The 20,259-nt window shown below is 74.3% G+C and carries 15 protein-coding genes; 10 read left to right on the forward strand and 5 right to left on the reverse strand.

Translation table 11 applies throughout. The features are described from left to right. Positions 1-155: 155 nt before the first annotated feature. From ACFIF2_RS35005 to ACFIF2_RS35015, 3 genes are read right to left on the reverse strand one after another with little or no spacing between them, the layout of a single operon-like run. Positions 156-1,061, reverse strand: a complete 906-nt coding sequence (locus ACFIF2_RS35005) for an aminoglycoside phosphotransferase family protein (RefSeq protein ID WP_395577329.1) — start codon at positions 1,059-1,061, stop codon at positions 156-158. A 39-nt stretch (positions 1,062-1,100) separates the two neighbouring features. Beyond that, on the reverse strand, positions 1,101-1,577 hold the full coding sequence (locus tag ACFIF2_RS35010) for a ferritin-like domain-containing protein (RefSeq protein ID WP_395577330.1): 477 nt from the start codon (positions 1,575-1,577) through the stop codon (positions 1,101-1,103). Further along, entirely contained in the window at positions 1,574-2,119 is a 546-nt protein-coding gene (locus ACFIF2_RS35015; RefSeq protein ID WP_395577331.1) for a hypothetical protein, read from the reverse strand. The genes ACFIF2_RS35010 and ACFIF2_RS35015 overlap by 4 nt, the downstream gene beginning before the upstream one ends. Positions 2,120-2,392: 273 nt before the next feature. Between ACFIF2_RS35015 and rimP the strand changes: the two genes are divergently transcribed. From rimP to ACFIF2_RS35060, 9 genes are all read left to right on the forward strand, one after another. Further along, positions 2,393-2,938: a ribosome maturation factor RimP gene (gene rimP, locus ACFIF2_RS35020; protein WP_395577332.1), complete on the forward strand. Its 546-nt coding sequence runs from the start codon at positions 2,393-2,395 to the stop codon at positions 2,936-2,938. 2 nt (positions 2,939-2,940) lie between these two features. After that, the gene (gene nusA, locus ACFIF2_RS35025) at positions 2,941-3,975 is read left to right on the forward strand and encodes a transcription termination factor NusA (protein WP_395577333.1); all 1,035 of its coding nucleotides are present in this window, start codon (positions 2,941-2,943) and stop codon (positions 3,973-3,975) included. A 103-nt stretch (positions 3,976-4,078) separates the two neighbouring features. Further along, on the forward strand, positions 4,079-4,360 hold the full coding sequence (locus ACFIF2_RS35030) for a YlxR family protein (RefSeq protein ID WP_395577334.1): 282 nt from the start codon (positions 4,079-4,081) through the stop codon (positions 4,358-4,360). A 173-nt stretch (positions 4,361-4,533) separates the two neighbouring features. Beyond that, positions 4,534-7,650 carry a translation initiation factor IF-2 gene (gene infB, locus ACFIF2_RS35035; RefSeq protein WP_395577335.1) on the forward strand — a complete coding sequence of 1,039 codons (3,117 nt, stop codon included), beginning with the start codon at positions 4,534-4,536 and terminating at the stop codon, positions 7,648-7,650. A gap of 154 nt (positions 7,651-7,804) precedes the next feature. Then, positions 7,805-8,098 (forward strand): DUF503 domain-containing protein, encoded by a 294-nt coding sequence (locus tag ACFIF2_RS35040; RefSeq protein ID WP_395577351.1) that lies wholly within the window; start codon positions 7,805-7,807, stop codon positions 8,096-8,098. A 39-nt stretch (positions 8,099-8,137) separates the two neighbouring features. Continuing rightward, positions 8,138-8,614 carry a 30S ribosome-binding factor RbfA gene (gene rbfA, locus ACFIF2_RS35045; protein WP_395577336.1) on the forward strand — a complete coding sequence of 159 codons (477 nt, stop codon included), beginning with the start codon at positions 8,138-8,140 and terminating at the stop codon, positions 8,612-8,614. Next, complete coding sequence (gene truB, locus ACFIF2_RS35050; RefSeq protein WP_395577337.1) at positions 8,611-9,516, forward strand: tRNA pseudouridine(55) synthase TruB; 906 nt, start codon at positions 8,611-8,613, stop codon at positions 9,514-9,516. The genes rbfA and truB overlap by 4 nt, the downstream gene beginning before the upstream one ends. Before the next feature lie 257 nt (positions 9,517-9,773). After that, positions 9,774-13,955, forward strand: coding sequence for a hypothetical protein (locus tag ACFIF2_RS35055; protein ID WP_395577338.1), 4,182 nt, complete (start codon positions 9,774-9,776; stop codon positions 13,953-13,955). A gap of 154 nt (positions 13,956-14,109) precedes the next feature. Continuing rightward, positions 14,110-15,057 (forward strand): bifunctional riboflavin kinase/FAD synthetase, encoded by a 948-nt coding sequence (locus ACFIF2_RS35060; RefSeq protein ID WP_395577339.1) that lies wholly within the window; start codon positions 14,110-14,112, stop codon positions 15,055-15,057. A gap of 87 nt (positions 15,058-15,144) precedes the next feature. Here ACFIF2_RS35060 and ACFIF2_RS35065 read toward each other — a convergent pair whose 3' ends face one another. Beyond that, entirely contained in the window at positions 15,145-18,528 is a 3,384-nt protein-coding gene (locus ACFIF2_RS35065) for an SCO5717 family growth-regulating ATPase (protein WP_395577340.1), read from the reverse strand. Positions 18,529-19,108: 580 nt separating this feature from the next. After that, entirely contained in the window at positions 19,109-19,405 is a 297-nt protein-coding gene (locus ACFIF2_RS35070; protein ID WP_395577341.1) for a DUF397 domain-containing protein, read from the reverse strand. Between the two features lie 371 nt (positions 19,406-19,776). Here ACFIF2_RS35070 and rpsO point away from each other — a divergent pair, with 371 nt between their 5' ends. Further along, on the forward strand, positions 19,777-20,064 hold the full coding sequence (gene rpsO, locus ACFIF2_RS35075) for a 30S ribosomal protein S15 (protein ID WP_006130415.1): 288 nt from the start codon (positions 19,777-19,779) through the stop codon (positions 20,062-20,064). Positions 20,065-20,259: the final 195 nt, after the last annotated feature.

The raw sequence follows: 20,259 nt of genomic DNA on the forward strand, positions 1-20,259 counted from the left end.
CCCCCCCCCCCCCCCCCCCCCCCCCCCCCCCCCCCCCCCCCCCCCCGACCCACCCGACCACGCACCGCGCCACCCGCACCCCCACCGAACCCGCACAGGCCGCCGCAGGCACCCCACCCCACCCCGCCCCCGCACCACCGGAGGCCCCGGCCGGCTCACAGCCAGCCCGCGAACTCCAGCAACAACTCCGCGTCCTGCTCCCGCCCCACCCGCCGGGCCCGCACCCCTGACTCCACCGCCCGGAACAGCGTCCACCCCCGCAGCCGCTCCTGGTCCACCTCGAGGGACTCCGCGAGCCGCTTGATCCGGCGCCGGGTCGTCGAGGCCCCCGAGGGCTGGGCGATGAGGTCCTCCACGCGGTCCCGGACCAGCCGCGCGAGATCGAAGGCGGGCTCGCCGACCACCGGATCGGGCCCCACGGCCAGCCACGGCATCCGCTCCCCGGCAAGCACCTTGCTCTGCCGAAACGTGCCGTGCAGCAGCCGCTCCTCCGGCGGCGCCGCCAGCAACTCCTCCCGCGCCGCGAGCGCCGCCTCGACCAGCGGAGCCACCTCGGAACCGGCCACCGCACCCGCCCGCATGGCCCCGGCCTGCCGCCCGCTCCGCTCGGCCACGGTCTCGAAGGGATGCCCGGCGGGCGGCTCCACCCACAGCCGCCGCAGCGTCCCCGCCGCCTCCAGCAACGCCTTCGCCTCCGGCAACGACCGCACCGACACGTCCGGGTGCAGCCGCTCCAGCAGCAGCACACCCTCACCCTCGGAGGTCTCCGCGTCGAGCACCTGCACGGCACCCCGCCCGGCCCAGTGGGCGAGCGCGACCCGCTCACTCTCCGGACGCGCCCGGCGCGGGGCCAGCTTCAGCACCGCGGGCGTCCCGTCGGCGGTGCGCACGAGGACCACCAGGCTGCTGCGCCCACCGGGCACCTGCACCCGCTCCACGGCCAACTCGCGCAGCGCCACGGCCCGCTCCGCCGCCCCGGGCAGCTTCTCCAACCAGTCGTCACCGTCCGGCGCCGTCTCACCGAGCGCCCTGACCAGTCGCCGCGGCGGTTCGAAAACCATGCGCGAGCCGTTCCCTTCTCGTACGGGCAGCCGTACGCGTCACGTCGTCGGTGTCACGGGCGCGGAGCCCGACGCCGACGCCCCGTCGGCCCGCTCGGCGAGCCCAGGGAAGGCTACGCTCCCGCCCCGCCAGCGCACCGCCCGGACCGCCGCCTCCCGCAGCGCCCCGGCCGCCGACGCCCGCCGGCCGCCCCCGGCAGCCCGCACCAGGTCGGAGTAGACCCCGGCCACCCGGTCCTCCAGCTCCGCCGCCAGCCGTACCGCCGTCACCGCGTCCGGCACCGCGAAGGGCAGCGCGTACCCGGCCGCCGCGGCCACCGGCTCACCTCCCCGGTCGCGCACCTCGCGCGCCAGCGCGTCCCGCCGCGCCCGGTGCGCGTCGTACGCCGTCCGCGCCTCGGCGCGCCGTTCCTCGCCGATCCGTCCGCCGACGACGCCGTAGCCGTACACCGCCGCGTGCTCCGCCGCCAGCGCCGCCTGGAGGGCGTCCAACTCCCGGTCCTCCGCCTCGCTCACCCGTCACCCTCCGTCAGCAGGTACACGTGCGCCGCCCCGGCCGCCGCCACCGAGGCCAGCAACCGGGCCAGCTCGCCCGGCACTTCGGCCAGCGCCCGGGTCCGCCGGCCGGCCAGCTTCCGCTCGGCGCCGGCCAGCAGGGCCAGGGCGTCCTTCTCCACCACCGGAACGTCCCCGGCCCCGGCCCCGTCGCCGTCCTGCGGCCCCGCGGCCCGCGCGGAGACCGACGGCGACGCCTCCGGCGAGGCCCCGGGCACGGCACCGAACGCCTCCGCGTGCCGTACGGTCGCCTCCCGCAGCGGCCGCAGCCGCTCCGCCAGCCCAGGGTGCGCGGCGATCACCGCCGCGTACCGGCCGGCCAGCTCCGCGCTGTCCCGGGCCGCACGGGCGCGCACCCGGTCGACGGCCGACGGGTCGGCCCCCGCGTCGCCGGAGCCCGGCCCGCCGGAACAGCCGGCGAGGAGGGCGGCACCGGCGGCCGACGCGAGCAGGCTCCTTCTGCGCGGCCCCGAGGGCAGGCGCGGCGATGAGGAAAACGACACGGCAGACGTCCTCGACAGGCTCGTACGGAAGCGACGGCAAAGCAACGACGGCAAAGCAGCAACGGCGAAGCAGCGACGGCGAAGCGACGGCCGACGCGACGGGAACCCGCGGTGCGGCCTGCCCGTGATCACGGTACCCGGGCCCCGCCCGGGCAGGGATCATCGGCACCGCCGAGAGGTGGGGTGGACGGCAACACCCCCCGGGACCGGATACCCTTTGACCAGACACGCGCACCGTCCCACAACAGCACACGCGGCCGAGGAGTCACCCGGATGAGCACCACCCAGAGCGAGAGGCTGCGCGAGCTGCTCGAACCGCTCGTCGCCTCCCAGGGACTGGACCTCGAGGAGATCGCGGTGGACTCGGTCGGCCGCAAGCGTGTGCTGAGAGTCGTCGTCGACTCCGACACCGGTGCCGACTTGGACCGCGTCGCCGATGTGAGCCGCGCGCTCTCGGCGAAGCTCGACGAGACCGACGCGATGGGTGACGCGGAGTACACCCTCGAGGTCGGCACCCCGGGTGCCGAGCGTTCCCTCACCGAGCACCGCCACTACGTGCGCGCCACGGGCCGCCTGGTGCGGTTCCAGCTCCACGAGGGCGGCGAGCTGCTCGCCCGCATCCTCGGCGTGGACGAGGAAGGACTCGACCTCGAGGTGCCCGGCGTCAAGGGCCGCAAGGCCACCACCCGCAGGATCGCCTTCGGCGACATCGACCGGGCCCGCGTCCAGGTCGAGTTCAACCGCAAGGACGACGGCGGGGACCACACCCCCGAGAACAGCAAGAACAGCAAGAACACGACGGAAGAGGAGGAGGCGTAGCCGTGGACATCGACATGAGCGCCCTGCGGGGCTTGGTGCGGGAGAAGGAGATCTCCTTCGACCTGCTGGTCGAAGCGATCGAGTCGGCCCTCCTCATCGCCTACCACCGCACCGAGGGAAGCCGCCGGCACGCGCGCGTGGAGCTCAACCGGGAGACCGGGCATGTGACCGTGTGGGCGAAGGAGGACCCCGACGACCTCGAGGAGGGCCAGGCGGCCCGCGAGTTCGACGACACCCCGTCCGACTTCGGCCGTATCGCCGCCACCACCGCCAAGCAGGTCATCCTGCAGCGGCTGCGCGACGCCGAGGACGACGCGACGCTCGGTGAGTACGCCGGCCGCGAGGGCGACATCGTCACCGGCGTGGTCCAGCAGGGCCGCGACCCGAAGAACGTGCTGGTCGACATCGGCAAGCTGGAGGCCATCCTGCCGGTGCAGGAGCAGGTCCCGGGCGAGACCTACCCGCACGGCATGCGGCTGCGGTCGTACGTCGTCCGGGTGGCCAAGGGAGTGCGCGGCCCCTCCGTGACGCTGTCCCGCACCCACCCCAACCTGGTGAAGAAGCTGTTCGCGCTGGAGGTGCCGGAGATCGCCGACGGGTCCGTCGAGATCTCCGCCATCGCCCGCGAGGCCGGCCACCGCACGAAGATCGCCGTACGCTCCACCCGCTCGGGCCTGAACGCCAAGGGTGCCTGCATCGGCCCGATGGGCGGCCGGGTGCGCAACGTCATGGGCGAGCTGAACGGCGAGAAGATCGACATCGTCGACTGGTCGGACGACCCGGCCGAGATGGTGGCGAACGCGCTCTCCCCGGCCCGCGTCTCCAAGGTGGAGGTCGTGGACCTGGCGGCCCGCTCCGCCCGGGTGATCGTGCCGGACTACCAGCTGTCGCTGGCCATTGGCAAGGAGGGCCAGAACGCCCGCCTCGCGGCCCGGCTGACCGGCTGGCGGATCGACATCCGGCCGGACACCGAGCAGCCGTCCGATCGGACGTCCGACCAGTCGCCCCAGCGCCCGTCCGGCGGGCACGGGGAATAGATCCAAGCCGCACGGGCGCTGAGATCACGACAGTCTTGCATGCGGCGTGTGTTCGATTCTTGCCCCGAAGGGGTGAGGTCGGTCCGGGGAGGTAGACTTAGGAGTGTCTGGCCGGACACGTACCCGAGCATGCCCCGAGCGCACCTGCGTGGGGTGCCGGGAGCGAGCGGTCAAGAGCGAGCTGCTGCGCACCGTGGCGGTCGAGGGTGAATGCGCCCCCGATCCACGCGGTACGCTGCCCGGCCGGGGTGCGTACGTGCACCCCGCGCCGGTCTGTATCGACCAGGCAGTGCGCCGCAAGGCGTTCCCGCGGGCGCTCCGCGTCCCGGGGCCGCTCGACGTAAAGGCGTTGCGCCGCTACGTCGAGCAGGCACAGGGTTGCTGACAGCAGCGTCAGGCAACGTGCCAAGGAAGACGTACCGCGCGGAACCCCGTGCGGTCTGGTACCTCGCGAGTCGAAAGCAGGTCGAGATTGCGATGAGCACTCGATGAGTACGCGATGAGTACGCCCATGAACTAGCGACGGTCCGGACGCAACCCGGACCTCAGAGGAGCGAAGTGGCTAAGGTCCGGGTCTACGAACTCGCCAAGGAGTTCGGTGTCGAGAGCAAGGTCGTCATGGCCAAGCTCCAGGAACTCGGTGAATTCGTCCGTTCGGCGTCTTCGACGATCGAAGCGCCTGTAGTACGCAAGCTGACAGACGCGTTCCAGCAGGGCGGTGGCAACGGTCGGTCCGCCGGTCGTCCCGCGGCCCCGAAGAAGGCCGCCCCCAGGCCCGCCGCGCCGTCCCCGGCGCAGGGTGGGGGCCCCTCCCGCGCCGTTCAGGCAGCGGGGGACCGTCCGGCGGCTCCCAAGCCCCCGTCGGCCCCCAAGCCCCCGGCTGCCCAGCAGCCCGCGGCCCCGTCGGCCCCCGCGCCGGCGCCCGCCCAGGGTCCGCGTCCGACGCCGGGCCCCAAGCCCGCGCCGCGTCCGGCTCCGGCCGCCCCGGAGTTCACCGCTCCGCCGGCCGCTCCGGCCGCTCCGGCTGCCCCCGCCGCCTCGACTCCGGCTCCGGCCGGACCGAAGCCCGGCGGCGCGCGTCCCGGTGCCCCCAAGCCCGGCGGCGCCCGTCCGTCCGGTCCGGGTCAGGACCGCGGCCAGCAGGGCGGCCAGGGCCGTCCCGGTGGTCAGCGTCCCGGCGCCCCGGCGCAGCGTCCCGGAGGCCGCCCCGGCGGTCCGCGTCCGGGCAACAACCCCTTCACCTCCGGCGGCAACGCCGGCATGGCCCGCCCGCAGGCGCCCCGTCCGCAGGGCGGCCCGCGTCCGGGTGGTCCCGGCGGTGCTCCCGGCGGCGGTCCCCGTCCGCAGGGTCCCGCGGGCCAGGGCGGCGGTCCCCGTCCCCAGGCTCCGGGCGGCAACCGCCCGACCCCGGGCTCGATGCCGCGTCCGCAGGGCGGCGGCGCCGGCCCCCGTCCCGGCGGCGGCCCGCGTCCGAACCCCGGCATGATGCCGCAGCGTCCCGCTGCCGGCCCGCGTCCCGGCCCCGGTGGCGGCGGTCGCGGTCCCGGTGGTGCCGGTCGCCCCGGTGGCGGCGGCGGTCGTCCGGGCGGCGGCGGCTTCGCCGGTCGTCCGGCCGGTCCCGGTGGCGGCGGTCGTCCCGGTGGCGGCGGCGGTTTCGCCGGTCGTCCCGGTGGTGGCGGCGGCTTCGGCGGCGGCGGTGGCCGTCCCGGCTTCGGCGGTCGTCCCGGCGGTCCGGGTGGCCGTGGTGGCACGCAGGGCGCCTTCGGTCGTCCCGGCGGTCCCGCGCGTCGCGGTCGCAAGTCGAAGCGGCAGAGGCGCCAGGAGTACGAGGCCATGCAGGCCCCGTCGGTCGGCGGCGTGATGCTGCCTCGCGGCAACGGCGAAGCCATTCGCCTGTCGCGCGGTGCGTCGCTCACCGACTTCGCGGAGAAGATCAACGCCAACCCGGCGTCGCTCGTCGCGGTCATGATGAACCTCGGCGAGATGGTCACCGCGACCCAGTCCGTCTCCGACGAGACGCTCCAGCTCCTCGCCGACGAGATGAACTACACGGTTCAGATCGTCAGTCCGGAGGAGGAGGACCGCGAGCTGCTCGAGTCCTTCGACCTGGAGTTCGGCGAGGACGAGGGCTCCGAGGAGGACCTGGTCGTCCGTCCGCCGGTCGTGACCGTCATGGGTCACGTCGACCACGGTAAGACCCGACTGCTCGACGCCATCCGCAAGACGAACGTCATCGCGGGCGAGGCCGGCGGCATCACCCAGCACATCGGTGCCTACCAGGTCGCGACCGAGGTCAACGACGAAGAGCGCAAGATCACCTTCATCGACACCCCGGGTCACGAGGCGTTCACCGCCATGCGTGCCCGTGGTGCCCGGTCGACCGACATCGCGATCCTGGTCGTCGCGGCCAACGACGGCGTCATGCCGCAGACGGTCGAGGCGCTCAACCACGCCAAGGCGGCCGAGGTCCCGATCGTCGTCGCGGTCAACAAGATCGACGTCGAGGGTGCCGACCCGACCAAGGTGCGCGGTCAGCTGACCGAGTACGGCCTGGTGGCCGAGGAGTACGGCGGCGACACCATGTTCGTCGACATCTCCGCCAAGCAGGGTCTGCACATCGACTCCCTGCTGGAGGCCGTGGTCCTCACCGCGGACGCCTCGCTCGACCTGCGTGCCAACCCGCACCAGGACGCGCAGGGCATCTCGATCGAGTCCCGTCTCGACCGCGGCCGCGGTGCCGTGGCGACGGTCCTCGTCCAGCGAGGCACCCTGCGGGTCGGCGACACGATGGTGGTGGGCGACGCCTACGGCCGCGTCCGCGCCATGCTCGACGACAACGGCAACAACGTCGCCGAGGCCGGTCCCTCGACGCCGGTCCAGGTCCTCGGCCTGACCAACGTCCCGGGCGCCGGTGACAACTTCATCGTGGTCGAGGAGGACCGTACGGCCCGCCAGATCGCGGAGAAGCGCGCCGCCCGTGAGCGCAACGCCGCGTTCGCCAAGCGCACGCGCCGCGTGTCGCTGGAGGACCTGGACAAGGTGCTCAAGGCCGGCGAGGTCCAGCAGCTGAACCTGATCATCAAGGGTGACGCTTCCGGTTCGGTCGAGGCCCTCGAGTCCTCGCTGCTCCAGCTGGACGTCGGCGAAGAGGTCGACATCCGCGTCCTGCACCGCGGCGTCGGTGCGGTCACGGAGTCCGACATCGACCTGGCGATGGGCTCCGACGCCATCGTGATCGGCTTCAACGTGCGCGCCGCCGGGCGTGCGCAGCAGATGGCCGAGCGCGAGGGTGTGGACGTCCGGTACTACTCGGTCATCTACCAGGCGATCGAGGAGATCGAGGCGGCCCTCAAGGGCATGCTCAAGCCGGAGTACGAAGAGGTCGAGCTGGGTACGGCGGAGATCCGCGAGGTCTTCCGCTCGTCCAAGCTGGGCAACATCGCGGGTGTCCTCATCCGCTCCGGCGAGGTCAAGCGCAACACCAAGGCGCGCCTCCTGCGCGATGGCAAGGTCATCGCGGAGAACCTCAACATCGAGGGTCTGCGTCGCTTCAAGGACGACGTCACCGAGATCCGCGAAGGCTTCGAGGGCGGTATCAACCTCGGAAACTTCAACGACATCAAGGTCGACGACGTCATCGCGACGTACGAGATGCGCGAGAAGCCGCGGGTGTAACAGCCCCGACTTCTTCACACGGTGCGGTCCGGGGCCGGTCGGCGGAGAGCAATATCCGTCGATCGGCCCCGGCCGTTCGTTGTACGGTTCTGATGTCCCCGCCCCATGGATGGCGGGGCCATCGATCCCGGACCGGCGGGTGAACCGGTTGCACATGTATGTGGGGACGCTGTCCTTCGACCTCCTCCTCGGCGACGTACATTCGCTGAAGGAGAAGCGCTCCGTCGTCCGCCCGATCGTCGCCGAGCTCCAGCGGAAGTACGCGGTGAGCGCGGCCGAGGTGGACCACATGAACCTGCATCGCCGGGCGATCGTCGGCCTGGCGGTGGTGTCCGGCGACGCGGGGCACCTGAACGACGTACTCGACCGGTGCGAACGGCTGGTGGCCGGCCGGCCCGAGGTGGAACTGCTGTCCGTCAGGCGGCGCTTCCACGGCGAAGACGACTGACTCACGAAACGCTCAGAAGAAAGAACGGGAGACGGACCAGTGGCCGACAACGCGCGGGCGAAAAGGCTGGCGGACCTCATCCGAGAGGTGGTGGCCCAGAAGCTGCAGCGCGGGATCAAGGACCCGCGGCTCGGCTCGCACGTCACCATCACGGACACCCGGGTCACGGGTGACCTGCGGGAGGCGACCGTCTTCTACACGGTGTACGGGGACGACGAGGAGCGCGCGGCCGCGAGCGCCGGCCTGGAGAGCGCCAAGGGCATCCTGCGCTCCGAGGTCGGCAAGGCGGCGGGCGTGAAGTTCACGCCGACCCTGACCTTCGTCATGGACGCCCTCCCGGACACCGCCCGGAACATCGAGGACCTCCTCGACAAGGCGCGGCAGTCCGACGAGAAGGTGCGCGAGGCGTCCGCGGGCGCCGCGTACGCCGGTGAGCCGGACCCGTACCGCAAGCCGGGCGAGGACGAGGCCGGCGAGGCCGTCGAGGCCGACGAGACGGACGACACCGCTAAATGACCGAGAAGCACACCACGCCCGACGGCCTCGTCATCGTCGACAAGCCGTCGGGCTTCACCTCGCACGACGTCGTCGCCAAGATGCGGGGCATCGCCCGCACCCGGCGCGTCGGGCACGCCGGCACGCTCGACCCGATGGCGACGGGCGTCCTGGTCCTCGGCGTGGAGCGGGCGACCAAGCTCCTCGGGCACCTCGCCCTCACCGAGAAGGAGTACCTGGGCACGATCAGGCTCGGGCAGACGACGCTGACCGACGACGCCGAGGGCGAGATCACGAGGTCGGTGGACGCCTCGAAGGTCACCCGGGACGCCGTCGACGCGGCCGTCGCCAAGCTGACCGGCGACATCATGCAGGTGCCGTCCAAGGTCAGCGCCATCAAGATCAACGGCGTGCGCTCCTACAAGCGGGCGCGCGAGGGCGAGGAGTTCGAGATCCCCGCCCGCCCCGTCACCGTCTCCTCCTTCGCGGTGTACGACGTCCGGGAGGCCGTCGCCGAGGACGGCACCCCGGTGCTGGACCTGGTGGTGTCGGTGGTCTGCTCCTCCGGCACCTACATCCGCGCCCTGGCCCGGGACGTGGGCGCCGACCTGGGCGTCGGCGGTCACCTCACCGCGCTGCGCCGCACCCGCGTCGGGCCGTACAAGCTGGACGCGGCCAAGACGCTGGACCAGCTCCAGCAGGAGCTGACCGTGATGCCGATCGCGGACGCCGCCACGGCCGCCTTCCCGCGCTGGGACGTGGAGACCAGGCGCGCCCGGCTGCTCCTCAACGGCGTACGGCTGGAGATGCCCGAGGAGTACGCGGGTGCCGGTGCCGTGGCCGTCTTCGGGCCCGAGGGGCGCTTCCTGGCGCTCGTCGAGGAGCACCGGGGCAAGGCGAAGAGCCTGGCCGTCTTCGGCTGAGCCGAAGCACCGCCGGGCCCCCGCCCGTGGAGCGGCGACCACGGGGACTTCCACTGCCGCCGCTCCACGGTCCCCCCTCGGTTCCCCCACCTCCTAGGGTGTATCCAACCCACCCCTGCTGTTCACCCGTCCGGGCAGGCGCTCGGAGTGAACCGGGGGAGTGGAAGGGGGCGCGTTCGCCCGACGATCTGTCCCGCTGATCATCACGCGCCTACCGTCGCACACACAGCACGCGTGTACGGCGGGGAGGGTCGACGATGGTGTCGCGGAACCGGTCCCGGGAGGCGACGGGCGGCGGGGCGGCCCGGCGGTTGCGTGGCGGCCTCCGGGACCAGCGCGGTGAACCGCCGGCCCGGGAGGCCGACGCGGCGCGGCAGGCGCCCGACGACGCTCTGATCAGTGTGCACGACCTCGCCGGCCGCCCCCGCGGCACCGGGTTCGTCGCCGACCACCACGGCACGGTGCTCACCAGCCACGAGGCCGTCGACGGACTGCCCCGCCTCGTGCTGAGCACCACCGGGGGCCGCCGCCGCGTCGTGGCCGCCGCCGACGTGACACCGCTGCCCGACCTCGGCCTGGCCCTGGTACGCGCCGAGGGTCTCGGCGTCGGCCCACTGCCGGTCACCGTGCGGGGGCGGGTCGAGGCGGGGGCGTACGTGCGTATCGCCGCCGGGGGCTGGCGCGAGGCCCGGGTCCTGGGCACCACCGACGTCCACTACGCGGCCACCGACCGCTTCCACGTGCTCCGCGACGCCCTGGAGCTGGCGCTCGGCACCGCCGGCAGGGACGCGCTGCGCCTCGGCGGCGGCGCGGCCGGCGGACCGGTGCTCGACCTCACCACCGGAGCCGTCCTCGGCGTCCTCGGCACCGCCCTCAGCTCCGGGCACAGCGACGTCGGCTTCGCCGTGCCGCTGCCGCCCGCGCCCGGCCCGCTCGCCACCCTCCTCGCCGAGAACGCGGCTACGGTCCCGGCCTACGGCGCCGACCTCAACCTGGCCGGGGTCCTCGCCCTCACGGCGACCTCGGTGGCACAGGACGGCCCGCCGGGAGCCGTGGCGGGCGGCGCGGGAGCGGGCGCGCAGGCCGCTCCGGGCGCGGGCCGGCCCGGCGGCCCCGGTGCGGCGGAACCGGTCGAACGCGCCGCGGTCACCGAGGAGTTCACCGCCTTCGCCGCGAGCGACGCCCGTGTCCTCGGGCTGGTCGGCCCGCCCGGCAGCGGCCGTACGACCGAGCTGGCGGCCCTCGCCGCCCGCCGCTCGCGGGGTGCGGAACCGGCGCCCACCCTGTGGCTGCGGGGCGCCGATCTGCGGGACGACGACATGTCGCTGGCCGACGCGGCGCGCCGGACACTGGCCCGGGCCGCTCGTCTCGTGGCCGCCTCGGACCCCGCCCGCCCCGCCGGCCTGGGCGACATCACCCCGGAGCGCCTCGCCCACCTCGCCCGCACCGCCGGGCGCCCCCTGCTGCTCCTCCTCGACGGCCCCGAGGAGATGCCGCCGGTCCTGGCCCACCGTCTCCCCGAGTGGACCGAGGGCACGGCCGCGTGGCTGCGGGAGACGGGGGCCGGGCTCGTCGTGGCCTGCCGTGCGGAGTACTGGGAGCGGGCGGGGGCGGAGTTCCCGCGCGAGCTGTTGCACGGGGCGGTGCCGGAGGTCCGGGCGGCAGGGCGGGACGTGCCCTCCCCTCGGGCGGTCGGGGGCGGGGTGGTGTCGGGGAGGCCGGTCATCGGGGGGCCGTGTTCCTGGCCGGCCGTCGCGGAGGAGCCGTCGGCGGTGCCGGGCGGGTTCGGTGGGGCGCGCGGAGGCGGTCGTCGCCCCGCGCGAGGTGAGGAGGAGGGCGTAGGGGCAGGGGCTGGTGAGGGCGATGCCGGGCGGGTGCGGTTGGAGGCCGCCGCGCTTGGTGGGAGTGGCGGCGCTGCCGGGGGCCGTCTCGGCGGGGGTGTCGTCGGGCGCCGGGAGGGCGCGGGTGGCGCCGAGTGGTCTGTCGGAGCTGGTGTTGTCGAGGGCTGGCGGGGAGGTGGCGACGTCGAGTGGCGTGCCGGGGGCGCGGGCGGGGGCGGGGGCGCGGGCGCGGGCGCTGGTGCCGAGGGCGTCGGCGGGGACGGAGGCGTCCAGAGGCGTCCCGTGGACGGTGCTGTCCCGCACCGGACCGGAGCAGGAGAGGCCGAGCACCGCTCGGGGCGGGTTGCCGCCGGGCTCCCGCCCTGTGTCCGCCTCGGCGACCTGAGCGACGACGAGGCCGGGGAAGCGCGCGCACGCCATCGCGTACCGGACGGCGTCCTCGCGGACCCGGACGCCCGGCACCCCCTCACCCTCCGTCTGCTCGGCGAGGTGTACGAGGCCCTCGGCGATTCCCCGCTCCCCGTCCCCGTGGACCGGGACGCGGTCTTCGCGGCGTACCTCGACCTGATGTGCCTGCGTGTCGCGACCCGCCTGGCCGGGGAGAACGGCCTGCGCGGCACCGCGGTGCGCCGGCTCGCGGCGAAGGTCTCCGGGCAGGTCCACGAGGCCGCCCGGCGCAGCCTCGGCCCCGGGCAGGGCGCGCTGGACCGGGAGTCGTTCGAGGCGGTGTTCCCCTGGGGAGCCTCCCCGGCCCGGCTCGGCGGCGTCACCGGCTGGGCGGCGGCCGTGCTCGCCGAGGGCCTCATGGTGCCCGCCGGAAACGGCTACCGCTTCGCTCACGAGGAACTCGCCGACTGGATCCAGGGCACCCACCTCGACCTGGACGAGGCACTGCGCGCCCTCGTCCACCGCCGCGGCGCCCCGCACGACACCCCCTCCCTGCCCGTGCCGCACCACCGCATCGGCCCGGTCGGCGAGGCGCTGCTGACCCTCGCCCGCCAGCACGGCATCCCCCAACTCGCGCTGACTCTGGAGGAGTTGGTCAACGCCCTGGACGTGGACCCGGGCTCCTGGTGGGCCGCCCGGCTGCTCGCCGAGGTGCTGAGCCGCGTGCCCGACGCGACGCCGTACACGGACGTGCTGCGGCTGCTGGCCGACGGCATCGCGGAGCGCGGTGGGGAGGGGCAGGCGGCGCCGGGGGAGTTCGGCCCCGCCTTCTGGACGGCCCTGCGGCTGCCGGAGGCCACGCGCCTGGACCTGTTGCGCCGCCTCGTCCTCGCCGACGGCCCACCCCACGAGCCCGGCCCCCGCCACGGCGTCACCGACCCTCGTCACCTCCTCGCCGGCCCTCGCCACCTCGACCCGGGGCGCCGCCACCTCGACCCCGGCCCCCGCTACCTCGACGCCGTCGCCCGGCTGCTCGTCGCCGACCCCGCCGCCGTACAGCCGCTCCTCGTCCGCTGGTTCGACGACGAACGGCCGCTGCCCGCCACCCCGCACGCGACCGTCGCGACGGCGGCGCAGGCACTGCTGCACACCCACCGCCACCGCGGCCTGGACCGCCTCACCGAGGTGCTGGCCGACAGCCCGCACCGGCGGGCCGACGAACTGCTCGCCGTCCTGGCCGAGGAGGAGCCGTCCGCCCTGTGCCGGGCCGTCGAGCGGTGGGCCCGCGACGAGCGGCCCGCCCGGCGGACGGCCGCGGTGACCCACGGCCTGCGCACCGCCCCGCACGCACGCACCACCGCCGACCGCACCCTGCTGCGCCACACCGCGCTGGTCCTGCTCGCCGACCCCTCCGTCGGCACCCTGCACGGAGGCGCCCTCGCCCTGCTCGTACAGGACCCGGGCAGCCGCGACCGCCACCTCCCGCGGGCGCTCGACCACTTCGCGGCGGGCGATCCGTACCTCCCGCCGAGCGCGGTGGCCGCCGCCCTGCCGACCCACCCCGAGCCCGTCCTCGACGCCTTCCGGGCCCGGCTGCGCGGCGGCCCCGACACCGGGGAGGCGCTGCGCGGCCTCGCCGACGCCACTCCGCCCGCGCTGGCCCGCCGGGTCGCCGTACTCCTCGGGGAGGCCGTGGCGGAGCGCCCGGAGACCGCCGGGCACGTGGCCGCGTACGTCGACCGGCGCCTCGACGAGGACCCGGCGGCGCGGGCCGTGCTGCACCCCTTGGTCACCGGCCTGCTGGACGACGGGCCCGAGCCGGTGCGGGCCGCGCTCGCCGGCGTCCTCGCCGCCGCGGGGTCCGCCGACGGCACCCCCGGCGGCGGGCCCCTCCGCGGGGAGCTGCGCGAACACCTCCTGGCGCACGAGCACGACCCCGCCGTCCTGGACGCGCTGCTGCACGCGGCGGCCCGGTGCGGGGGCGAGGAGCTGCGCGCCCTCGTCCACCGCGTCGGGCTCCTGCTCGTCCGCACCCCCGACGGCGCCACCCGCTTCGACCGGGGCCTGGTCGACCTGGCCCGCCACCTCCCGGGGTTCGCCGCCCGCGTGACCGGCTGGCTGGCCGACGCACCCCAGGACTGGGCCGCGCTGGTGGGCCCCAGCGCCCGCCGCACGATCGAGAGCCTGACGGGAGTGCGGGTCCCCGCGTGATCCGGGCCCGGCCCGGGGCGGCGCCGGCGGCCCGCACGGCGTGCGGCCGGTCACAGCGCCCATGCCGATGACTGCGGAAGGCGCACGGCATGGCACCCTTAGTCCTGCGTAAGAGGCATCGACTCCGACGAGTTTGCGACAAGGAGCAGACACAGTGCAGCGCTGGCGTGGCTTGGAGGACATCCCCGAGGACTGGGGACGCAGCGTCGTCACCATCGGCTCCTACGACGGCGTCCACCGCGGGCACCAGCTGATCATCAAGCACGCCGTGGACCGCGCCCGTGAGCTGGGCGTCCCCGCGGTCGTCGTGACCTTCGACCCGCACCCCAGCGAAGTCGTCCGCCCCGGCAGCCACCCGCCGCTGCTCGCCCCGCACCACCGCCGCGCCGAACTGATGGCCGGCCTGGGCGTGGACGCGGTGCTGATCCTCCCCTTCACCACCGAGTTCTCGAAGCTGTCCGCGGCCGACTTCGTGGTCAAGGTCCTGGTCGACCGGCTCCGCGCCAAGGCGGTCGTCGAGGGCCCCAACTTCCGCTTCGGCCACAAGGCCGCGGGGAACGTCGAGTTCCTCGTCGAACAGGGCAAGGTCTACGACTTCGAGGTCGAGGTCGTGGACCTGTACGTGACCGGCGACGCGGGCGGCGGCGAGCCGTTCTCCTCGACCCTCACCCGCCGCCTGGTCGCCGACGGCGACGTCGAGGGCGCCGCCGAGATCCTGGGCCGCCCGCACCGCGTCGAGGGCGTGGTCGTCCGGGGCGCGCAGCGCGGCCGCGAGATGGGCTTCCCCACGGCCAACGTCGAGACCCTCCCGCACACCGCCATCCCGGCCGACGGCGTCTACGCGGGCTGGCTGCACGCCCAGGGCGAGGCGATGCCGGCCGCGATCTCCGTCGGCACCAACCCGCAGTTCGAGGGCACCGAGCGCACGGTGGAGGCGTACGCCATCGACCGCGTGGGCCTCGATCTGTACGGCCTGCACGTCGCCGTGGACTTCCTGGCCTTCGTCAGGGGCCAGGCGAAGTTCGAGACGCTGGACGCGCTGCTGGAGCAGATGGGCCGGGACGTCCAGCGCTGCCGGGAGTTGGTCGCGGCGGCGTCCTGACGTCTGCCGCGTCCGTTCCGGACGCCCCTGGGACGCCGAAGGGCGGCCGATGCTGGTGAGCACCGGCCGCCCTTCGGCTTTTCATGGCTACTGCTGCGGCGGGGGAGGAGCCTGCCCGGGCTGCTGCGGATAGCCGTACCCGGGCTGGGCGGGCGGCTGTCCCGGCTGCGCGTACGGCTGTCCGGGCTGCGGGTACGCCTGCCCCGGCTGCTGCTGGGGGTACGGGTGCCCCGGCTGCTGCTGGGGGTACGGCTGTCCGGGCTGCTGGGGCTGGGGCTGTGCCTGACCCGGCTGGGCGTACTGACCCTGCTGCCCCGGCATCGGCTGTCCTGGCACGGACTGTCCCGGCAGGGGCGGGGCGGCGACGGGCGGCGGGTTGCCGTCGGACGTCCACAGCCCGTGCATCTGCTGGTGGCGGACGAAGTCCTCGGCGACCATCGCCGCGAGGTTGAAGTACGCCTCCCGCACCTTCGGCCGCATCATGTCGAGGTCGACCTCGGCACCGGCGGCCAGGTGCTCGTCGAACGGCACCACGACCACGCCCCGGCACCGCGTCTGGAAGTGCCCGACGATGTCGTCCACCTTGATCATCTTGCCGGTCTCGCGCACACCGGAGATGACGGTGAGGGAACGGGACACGAGGTCGGCGTACCCGTGCGCGGACAGCCAGTCCAGCGTCGTACTGGCGCTGCTCGCACCGTCCACGGACGGGGTCGAGATGATGATCAGCTGGTCCGCGAGGTCGAGCACGCCGCGCATGGCGCTGTAGAGCAGGCCGGTGCCCGAGTCGGTGAGGATGATCGGGTACTGCTTGCCGAGCACGTCGATCGCGCGCCGGTAGTCCTCGTCGTTGAAGGTCGTGGACACGGCCGGGTCGACGTCGTTGGCGATGATCTCCAGCCCGGACGAGGCCTGGGAGGTGAACCGCCGGATGTCCATGTACGAGTTGAGGTACGGGATCGCCTGGACGAGGTCGCGGATGGTGGCCCCGGTCTCGCGGCGCACGCGGCGGCCGAGCGTGCCGGCGTCCGGGTTGGCGTCGATCGCGAGGATCTTGTCCTGCCGCTCGGTGGCCAGCGTGGAGCCGAGGGCGGTGGTGGTGGTCGTCTTGCCGACACCGCCCTTGAGGCTGATGACGGCGATGCGGTAGCAGGAGAGCACCGGCGTGCGGATCAGCTCCAGCTTCCGCTGCCGCTCGGCCTCCTCCTTCTTCCCGCCCAGCTTGAAACGCGAACCGCCGGCCGCCGGGCGGCTGCTCTTCGCCTTCTGCTTCTTGTTGTTGAGCAGCCGGTCGGAGGACAGCTCCACGGCGGCCGTGTAACCGAGCGGTGCGGCACCCGGGTTGGTGGGCTGACGCTGGTCGTGCTGCATGGGCTGCGGCCAGGCGGCACCGAGGCGGGGGTCTACGGGCGGCTGCTGGTGGGGCTGGTGGGGAGCCTGGTGCGACAGGGGTGCTGCCTGGTGGGGCTGTGGCGCAGGGGCCACTTGGGGCTCGGGCGTCTGCGGGAACTGACCCGGCTGGGCCATCGGCTGGGCCGGCGGGTCCTGCACACCGCCCTGCGGCTGACCCTGCTGCGGTACACCGGGCTGCGGCTGCGGCGCGGGCGCCTGCGGGAAGCCGTAACCGTCGGGCTGGGCCGGGGGGTGGGGCTGGGGGACCGGGGCACCGGGCTGCGGGAAGCCGTAACCGGCGGCGGGTGCGCCACCCGGCTGCTGGGGTGCGGGCTGCGGCGCCGGGGGCGGCGTGGCGCCCGGCTGCGGGAAGCCGTAACCAGCCTGCGGTGCGGGCGGGGCGGGCACCTGGTTCGGCGGCACCGGCGGCATCGGCGCCGCGGTCGGCTGCGGGTTCCACGCGGCGGGCGCCGACTGCGGGGCCTGCGGCTGGAAAGGAGGCTGCTGGGCCGGTACGCCCGGTACGCCCTGCTGCTCCGGAGAGACGGGGGCCGGCTGGGGCTGTGCGGGCCACTGGTGTGCCGGCGCGGGCGCGACGGGCGGGTACGAAGGAGGCAGCGGCGGCGTTCCGCCCTGCGCCACGGGCGGCGCGTCGGACGGGACGGCGTCCGCGGGCTCAGTGACCGGCGGCACGGCGTCCGCCGGGGACGCGGCGTCCTGCGGCACGGCGTCCTCGGGCTCCTCCGCCACCGGGACGCTGTCCTCGGGCTCGGGCTCGGGTCCGGGCGCGGGCTCGGACACCGGAGCGTGCGCGGCGACCGGCTCGGGGGCGGCCTCGGGAGCCGCACCGGCAAGGGCGGATCCGTCCGCGCCCTCCCCCTCGTCGGCAGCCGAGCCGGACAGACCGGGCGGAGCGGAGGCGTCAGAGGCGTCGGACACCTCGTCACCGTCAACGGCGCCGGCCGCATCGGCAGTACCGTCGCCGTCCGTGTCGCCGTCCAGCGCGTCGCCGTCCGCCACGTCGCCGTCCGTGGCGGCATCCTGCCGACCGGTACCGGTGAGCCCCTCAGCGTCGGTGACCTCGGGGCCCTCTGCGAGTCCGGGGTCGTCGGCCGCCCCGGACTCCGGGGCCGCGGGGTCTTCGCCGGAACCGATCACCGCGTCGTCGTCGGCAGTGGCATCGGGCGCACCGGCCGCGGCCTCGGGCTGCTTGTCCGGCCCGGCCTCCTCTTCCGCGGCGGCACGCTCGGCGATCTCACGCTTCAGCGCGGCCGAGGAGAACCGCATCGTGGCGCCGCTCTCCAGGTCGCCGTCGTCGATGCCGCCGGCGACGGGCTCCGGCTCCTCGGCGGGTGCGGGAGCCGGCGCGGGAGCGGGCGCCTGCAACGGGAACCCGCCGGCCGGGAACGTCGGTACGGCCGTAGGAGAAGCCGGGCCGGTGACAGGCGCCGGGTCGGTCGCGGCATCCGGTTCTTCGGACCGCACCGCCGGTTCCGGCTCGGGCTCGGGCCGGAGCTGCTGCGGCTGCTGCGGCTCGAACCCGCTCCCCACCGGCAGCCTGGGCACCCCCGTCGGCCCTCCGGTCGGCGGCACGGGCGGCGGAGGCGGCGTGAACGCGGTTCCCGGAGCGGGCGGCGGCGGGGTGAAGGGCGCTCCCGGTGCCGGCACCGGTACCGAAGTCGGGAAAGAGGAGGGCCCGTTGGACGGATTGGCGTGCGGCGGCGGAGTGAGCCCCGGCAGCGGCGGAACCGGCCCACGGGGACCGGGCGGCACGGAAGGACCGGCCGGAACCGGAGAACCGGCCGGAACCGAAGGACCGGCCGGAGCGGAAGAACCGGCGGAGGAAGGAGAGTCCGCGCCCGGCCCCCCGGCCGAGCCGCCCGCCCCCTGCTCCTGACGCGGACTCTGTCCCTGTCCCTGCTCCCGCCGCGAGTCGCTCGACGCGTTCTGGGTGTACCAGGCGGGCGGGGCGTAGTCGATCGTGAACTCGCCCGTCGTCTCGGCCGCGGACTCCGCGTCGGGTTGGTCATCGCCGGGTGTAGCCCAGCCCCCGCGGTTCCCGTCCCGATCGCTGCTCACAATTCCTCCTGGTGTGGTCGAGCACGCTCATGCCGTGCTGCGGCGACCCTTGCTTGTCGTTCGAAGTTGTCCGAGGCCGTTCGAGGTCGTCCGATCCACCGGCTCTCCCCCTGGGACGCAGACGCCCGGTCCACGGGTTCTGGCGTCGCGCCGTCCCAGCCTAATCACCACAAGCCCCACCACGGCAGGCCCGTCCACTCGTCAGCGTGAGCCCAACAGGCCACAGCCTGGCCGAAAGTGACGCAGAGAGCCCGCATCCATGAACAAACCGGGTGATACCGATGAACAACTCGGACAGAACGCGTCCCACCCGACCGAGCCTGCCCGAACCCCGCGGTCCGAACCCCATGCAACCCCCGTACCGGCCAAGCACCTTGGGCCACCGCCGAAGCGCCGCCCCAACACCACCCAAGCACCGCACACCCCCGCCAACCCCACATACCGGCGCATACGGCAACGGGGCGGCGGCACCGGCATCCGCTCCGGCCCCGCCGCCCCGCACCCGCCCGAACCGTCCCGGCCGGGCTCTCACGCTCGTCCGGCGCCCCGCGACCCCGCGTTCCGCGGCGTGCCCGGCGACCTAGGCGTCGCCGTTCTTCCCGTCCCGCGCCGCCGGCTCCAGGTCGAACTCCCCGTCCCGGGCGCCCAGGACGAACGCCCGCCACTCCGCCTCCGTGTACCGCAGCACGGTGTCCGGGTCGAGCGACGACCGCATGGCCACGGCGCCGGCGGGGAGGTAGGCGATCTCGACCCGCTCCTCGTGCTCCTCCGTGCCGGGCGCGCTGTGCCACTCGACGCCGGAGATGTCGAGGGCGTAGAGCTCGTCCCTCTCCCGCTCCTTGCGTGCCTTGAGTTCGAGGTCCTCGGCATCGGCCATCGCGGCTTGGTCCTTCCTGTAGCGGGGTCCGGGTTGTGCGGCCACCCTAATGGCCGCAATTCTCCTGTTCAGCGGTTTGCCCATGTCCGTGACCGCCACGGGTGACCGGCGGCGGCGACGGGCGGGAGCGACCGGCGTAAGTGACCGGCGGAAGTGACCGCCAGGAGTGGCGGCGACCGGCCCGCGGAGGCCGCGAGCAGGGGCGTCCCTACGGGCTGGTAGGCTGTGTGACGGCCGTTTGTGTACGCGCCCCCGGAGCTTCGAGCCCTGGAGGTCGCGCCCAGCGGATCCCCGCCTTCCGAGTTACGGAAGATCCCCCGAGACGTAGACCGGGGGCACTCGGTGGCCAGTCAAGACCAAGAGGAGTACGCGTGTCGCTCGACGCCGCAGTGAAGAAGCAGATCATCTCCGAGTTCGGTACCAAGGAGGGCGACACCGGCTCCCCCGAGGTCCAGGTCGCTCTGCTGTCCCGTCGGATCTCCGACCTGACCGAGCACCTCAAGACCCACAAGCACGACCACCACTCCCGTCGTGGTCTGCTGATCCTGGTCGGTCAGCGCCGTCGGCTGCTGCAGTACCTCGCCAAGAAGGACATCCAGCGCTTCCGTGCGCTGGTCGAGCGCCTCGGCATCCGCCGCGGTGCGGCGGGCGCCAAGTAAGACGCCGTGAAGGGAGCGGTTCCCATCGTTCGGGGGCCGCTCCCTTTGCTGTACGTGCGCGGTGTCACCCCGGCTTTGTAATGTGGTAACAGAAGAAGCAAGACACACGACGCAGGACGCAGGACGCACCACCACGACGTACGACGTACGTCACGACGCATGACACGAGGAGAAGCGCGCCTCGCCGCCGCCGGT

Origin of the sequence: Streptomyces sp. BK79 (assembly GCF_044142145.1) — a bacterium.
GTDB lineage: Bacteria > Actinomycetota > Actinomycetes > Streptomycetales > Streptomycetaceae > Streptomyces.

Coding starts and splice junctions, on each gene's coding strand:
- ACFIF2_RS35005 (WP_395577329.1), bottom strand. CDS start 1,061: ATGGTTTTCGAACCGCCGCGGCGACTGGTCAGGGCGCTCGGTGAGACG.
- rimP (WP_395577332.1), top strand. CDS start 2,393: ATGAGCACCACCCAGAGCGAGAGGCTGCGCGAGCTGCTCGAACCGCTC.
- ACFIF2_RS35040 (WP_395577351.1), top strand. CDS start 7,805: ATGTATGTGGGGACGCTGTCCTTCGACCTCCTCCTCGGCGACGTACAT.
- truB (WP_395577337.1), top strand. CDS start 8,611: ATGACCGAGAAGCACACCACGCCCGACGGCCTCGTCATCGTCGACAAG.
- ACFIF2_RS35055 (WP_395577338.1), top strand. CDS start 9,774: ATGGTGTCGCGGAACCGGTCCCGGGAGGCGACGGGCGGCGGGGCGGCC.
- ACFIF2_RS35070 (WP_395577341.1), bottom strand. CDS start 19,405: ATGGCCGATGCCGAGGACCTCGAACTCAAGGCACGCAAGGAGCGGGAG.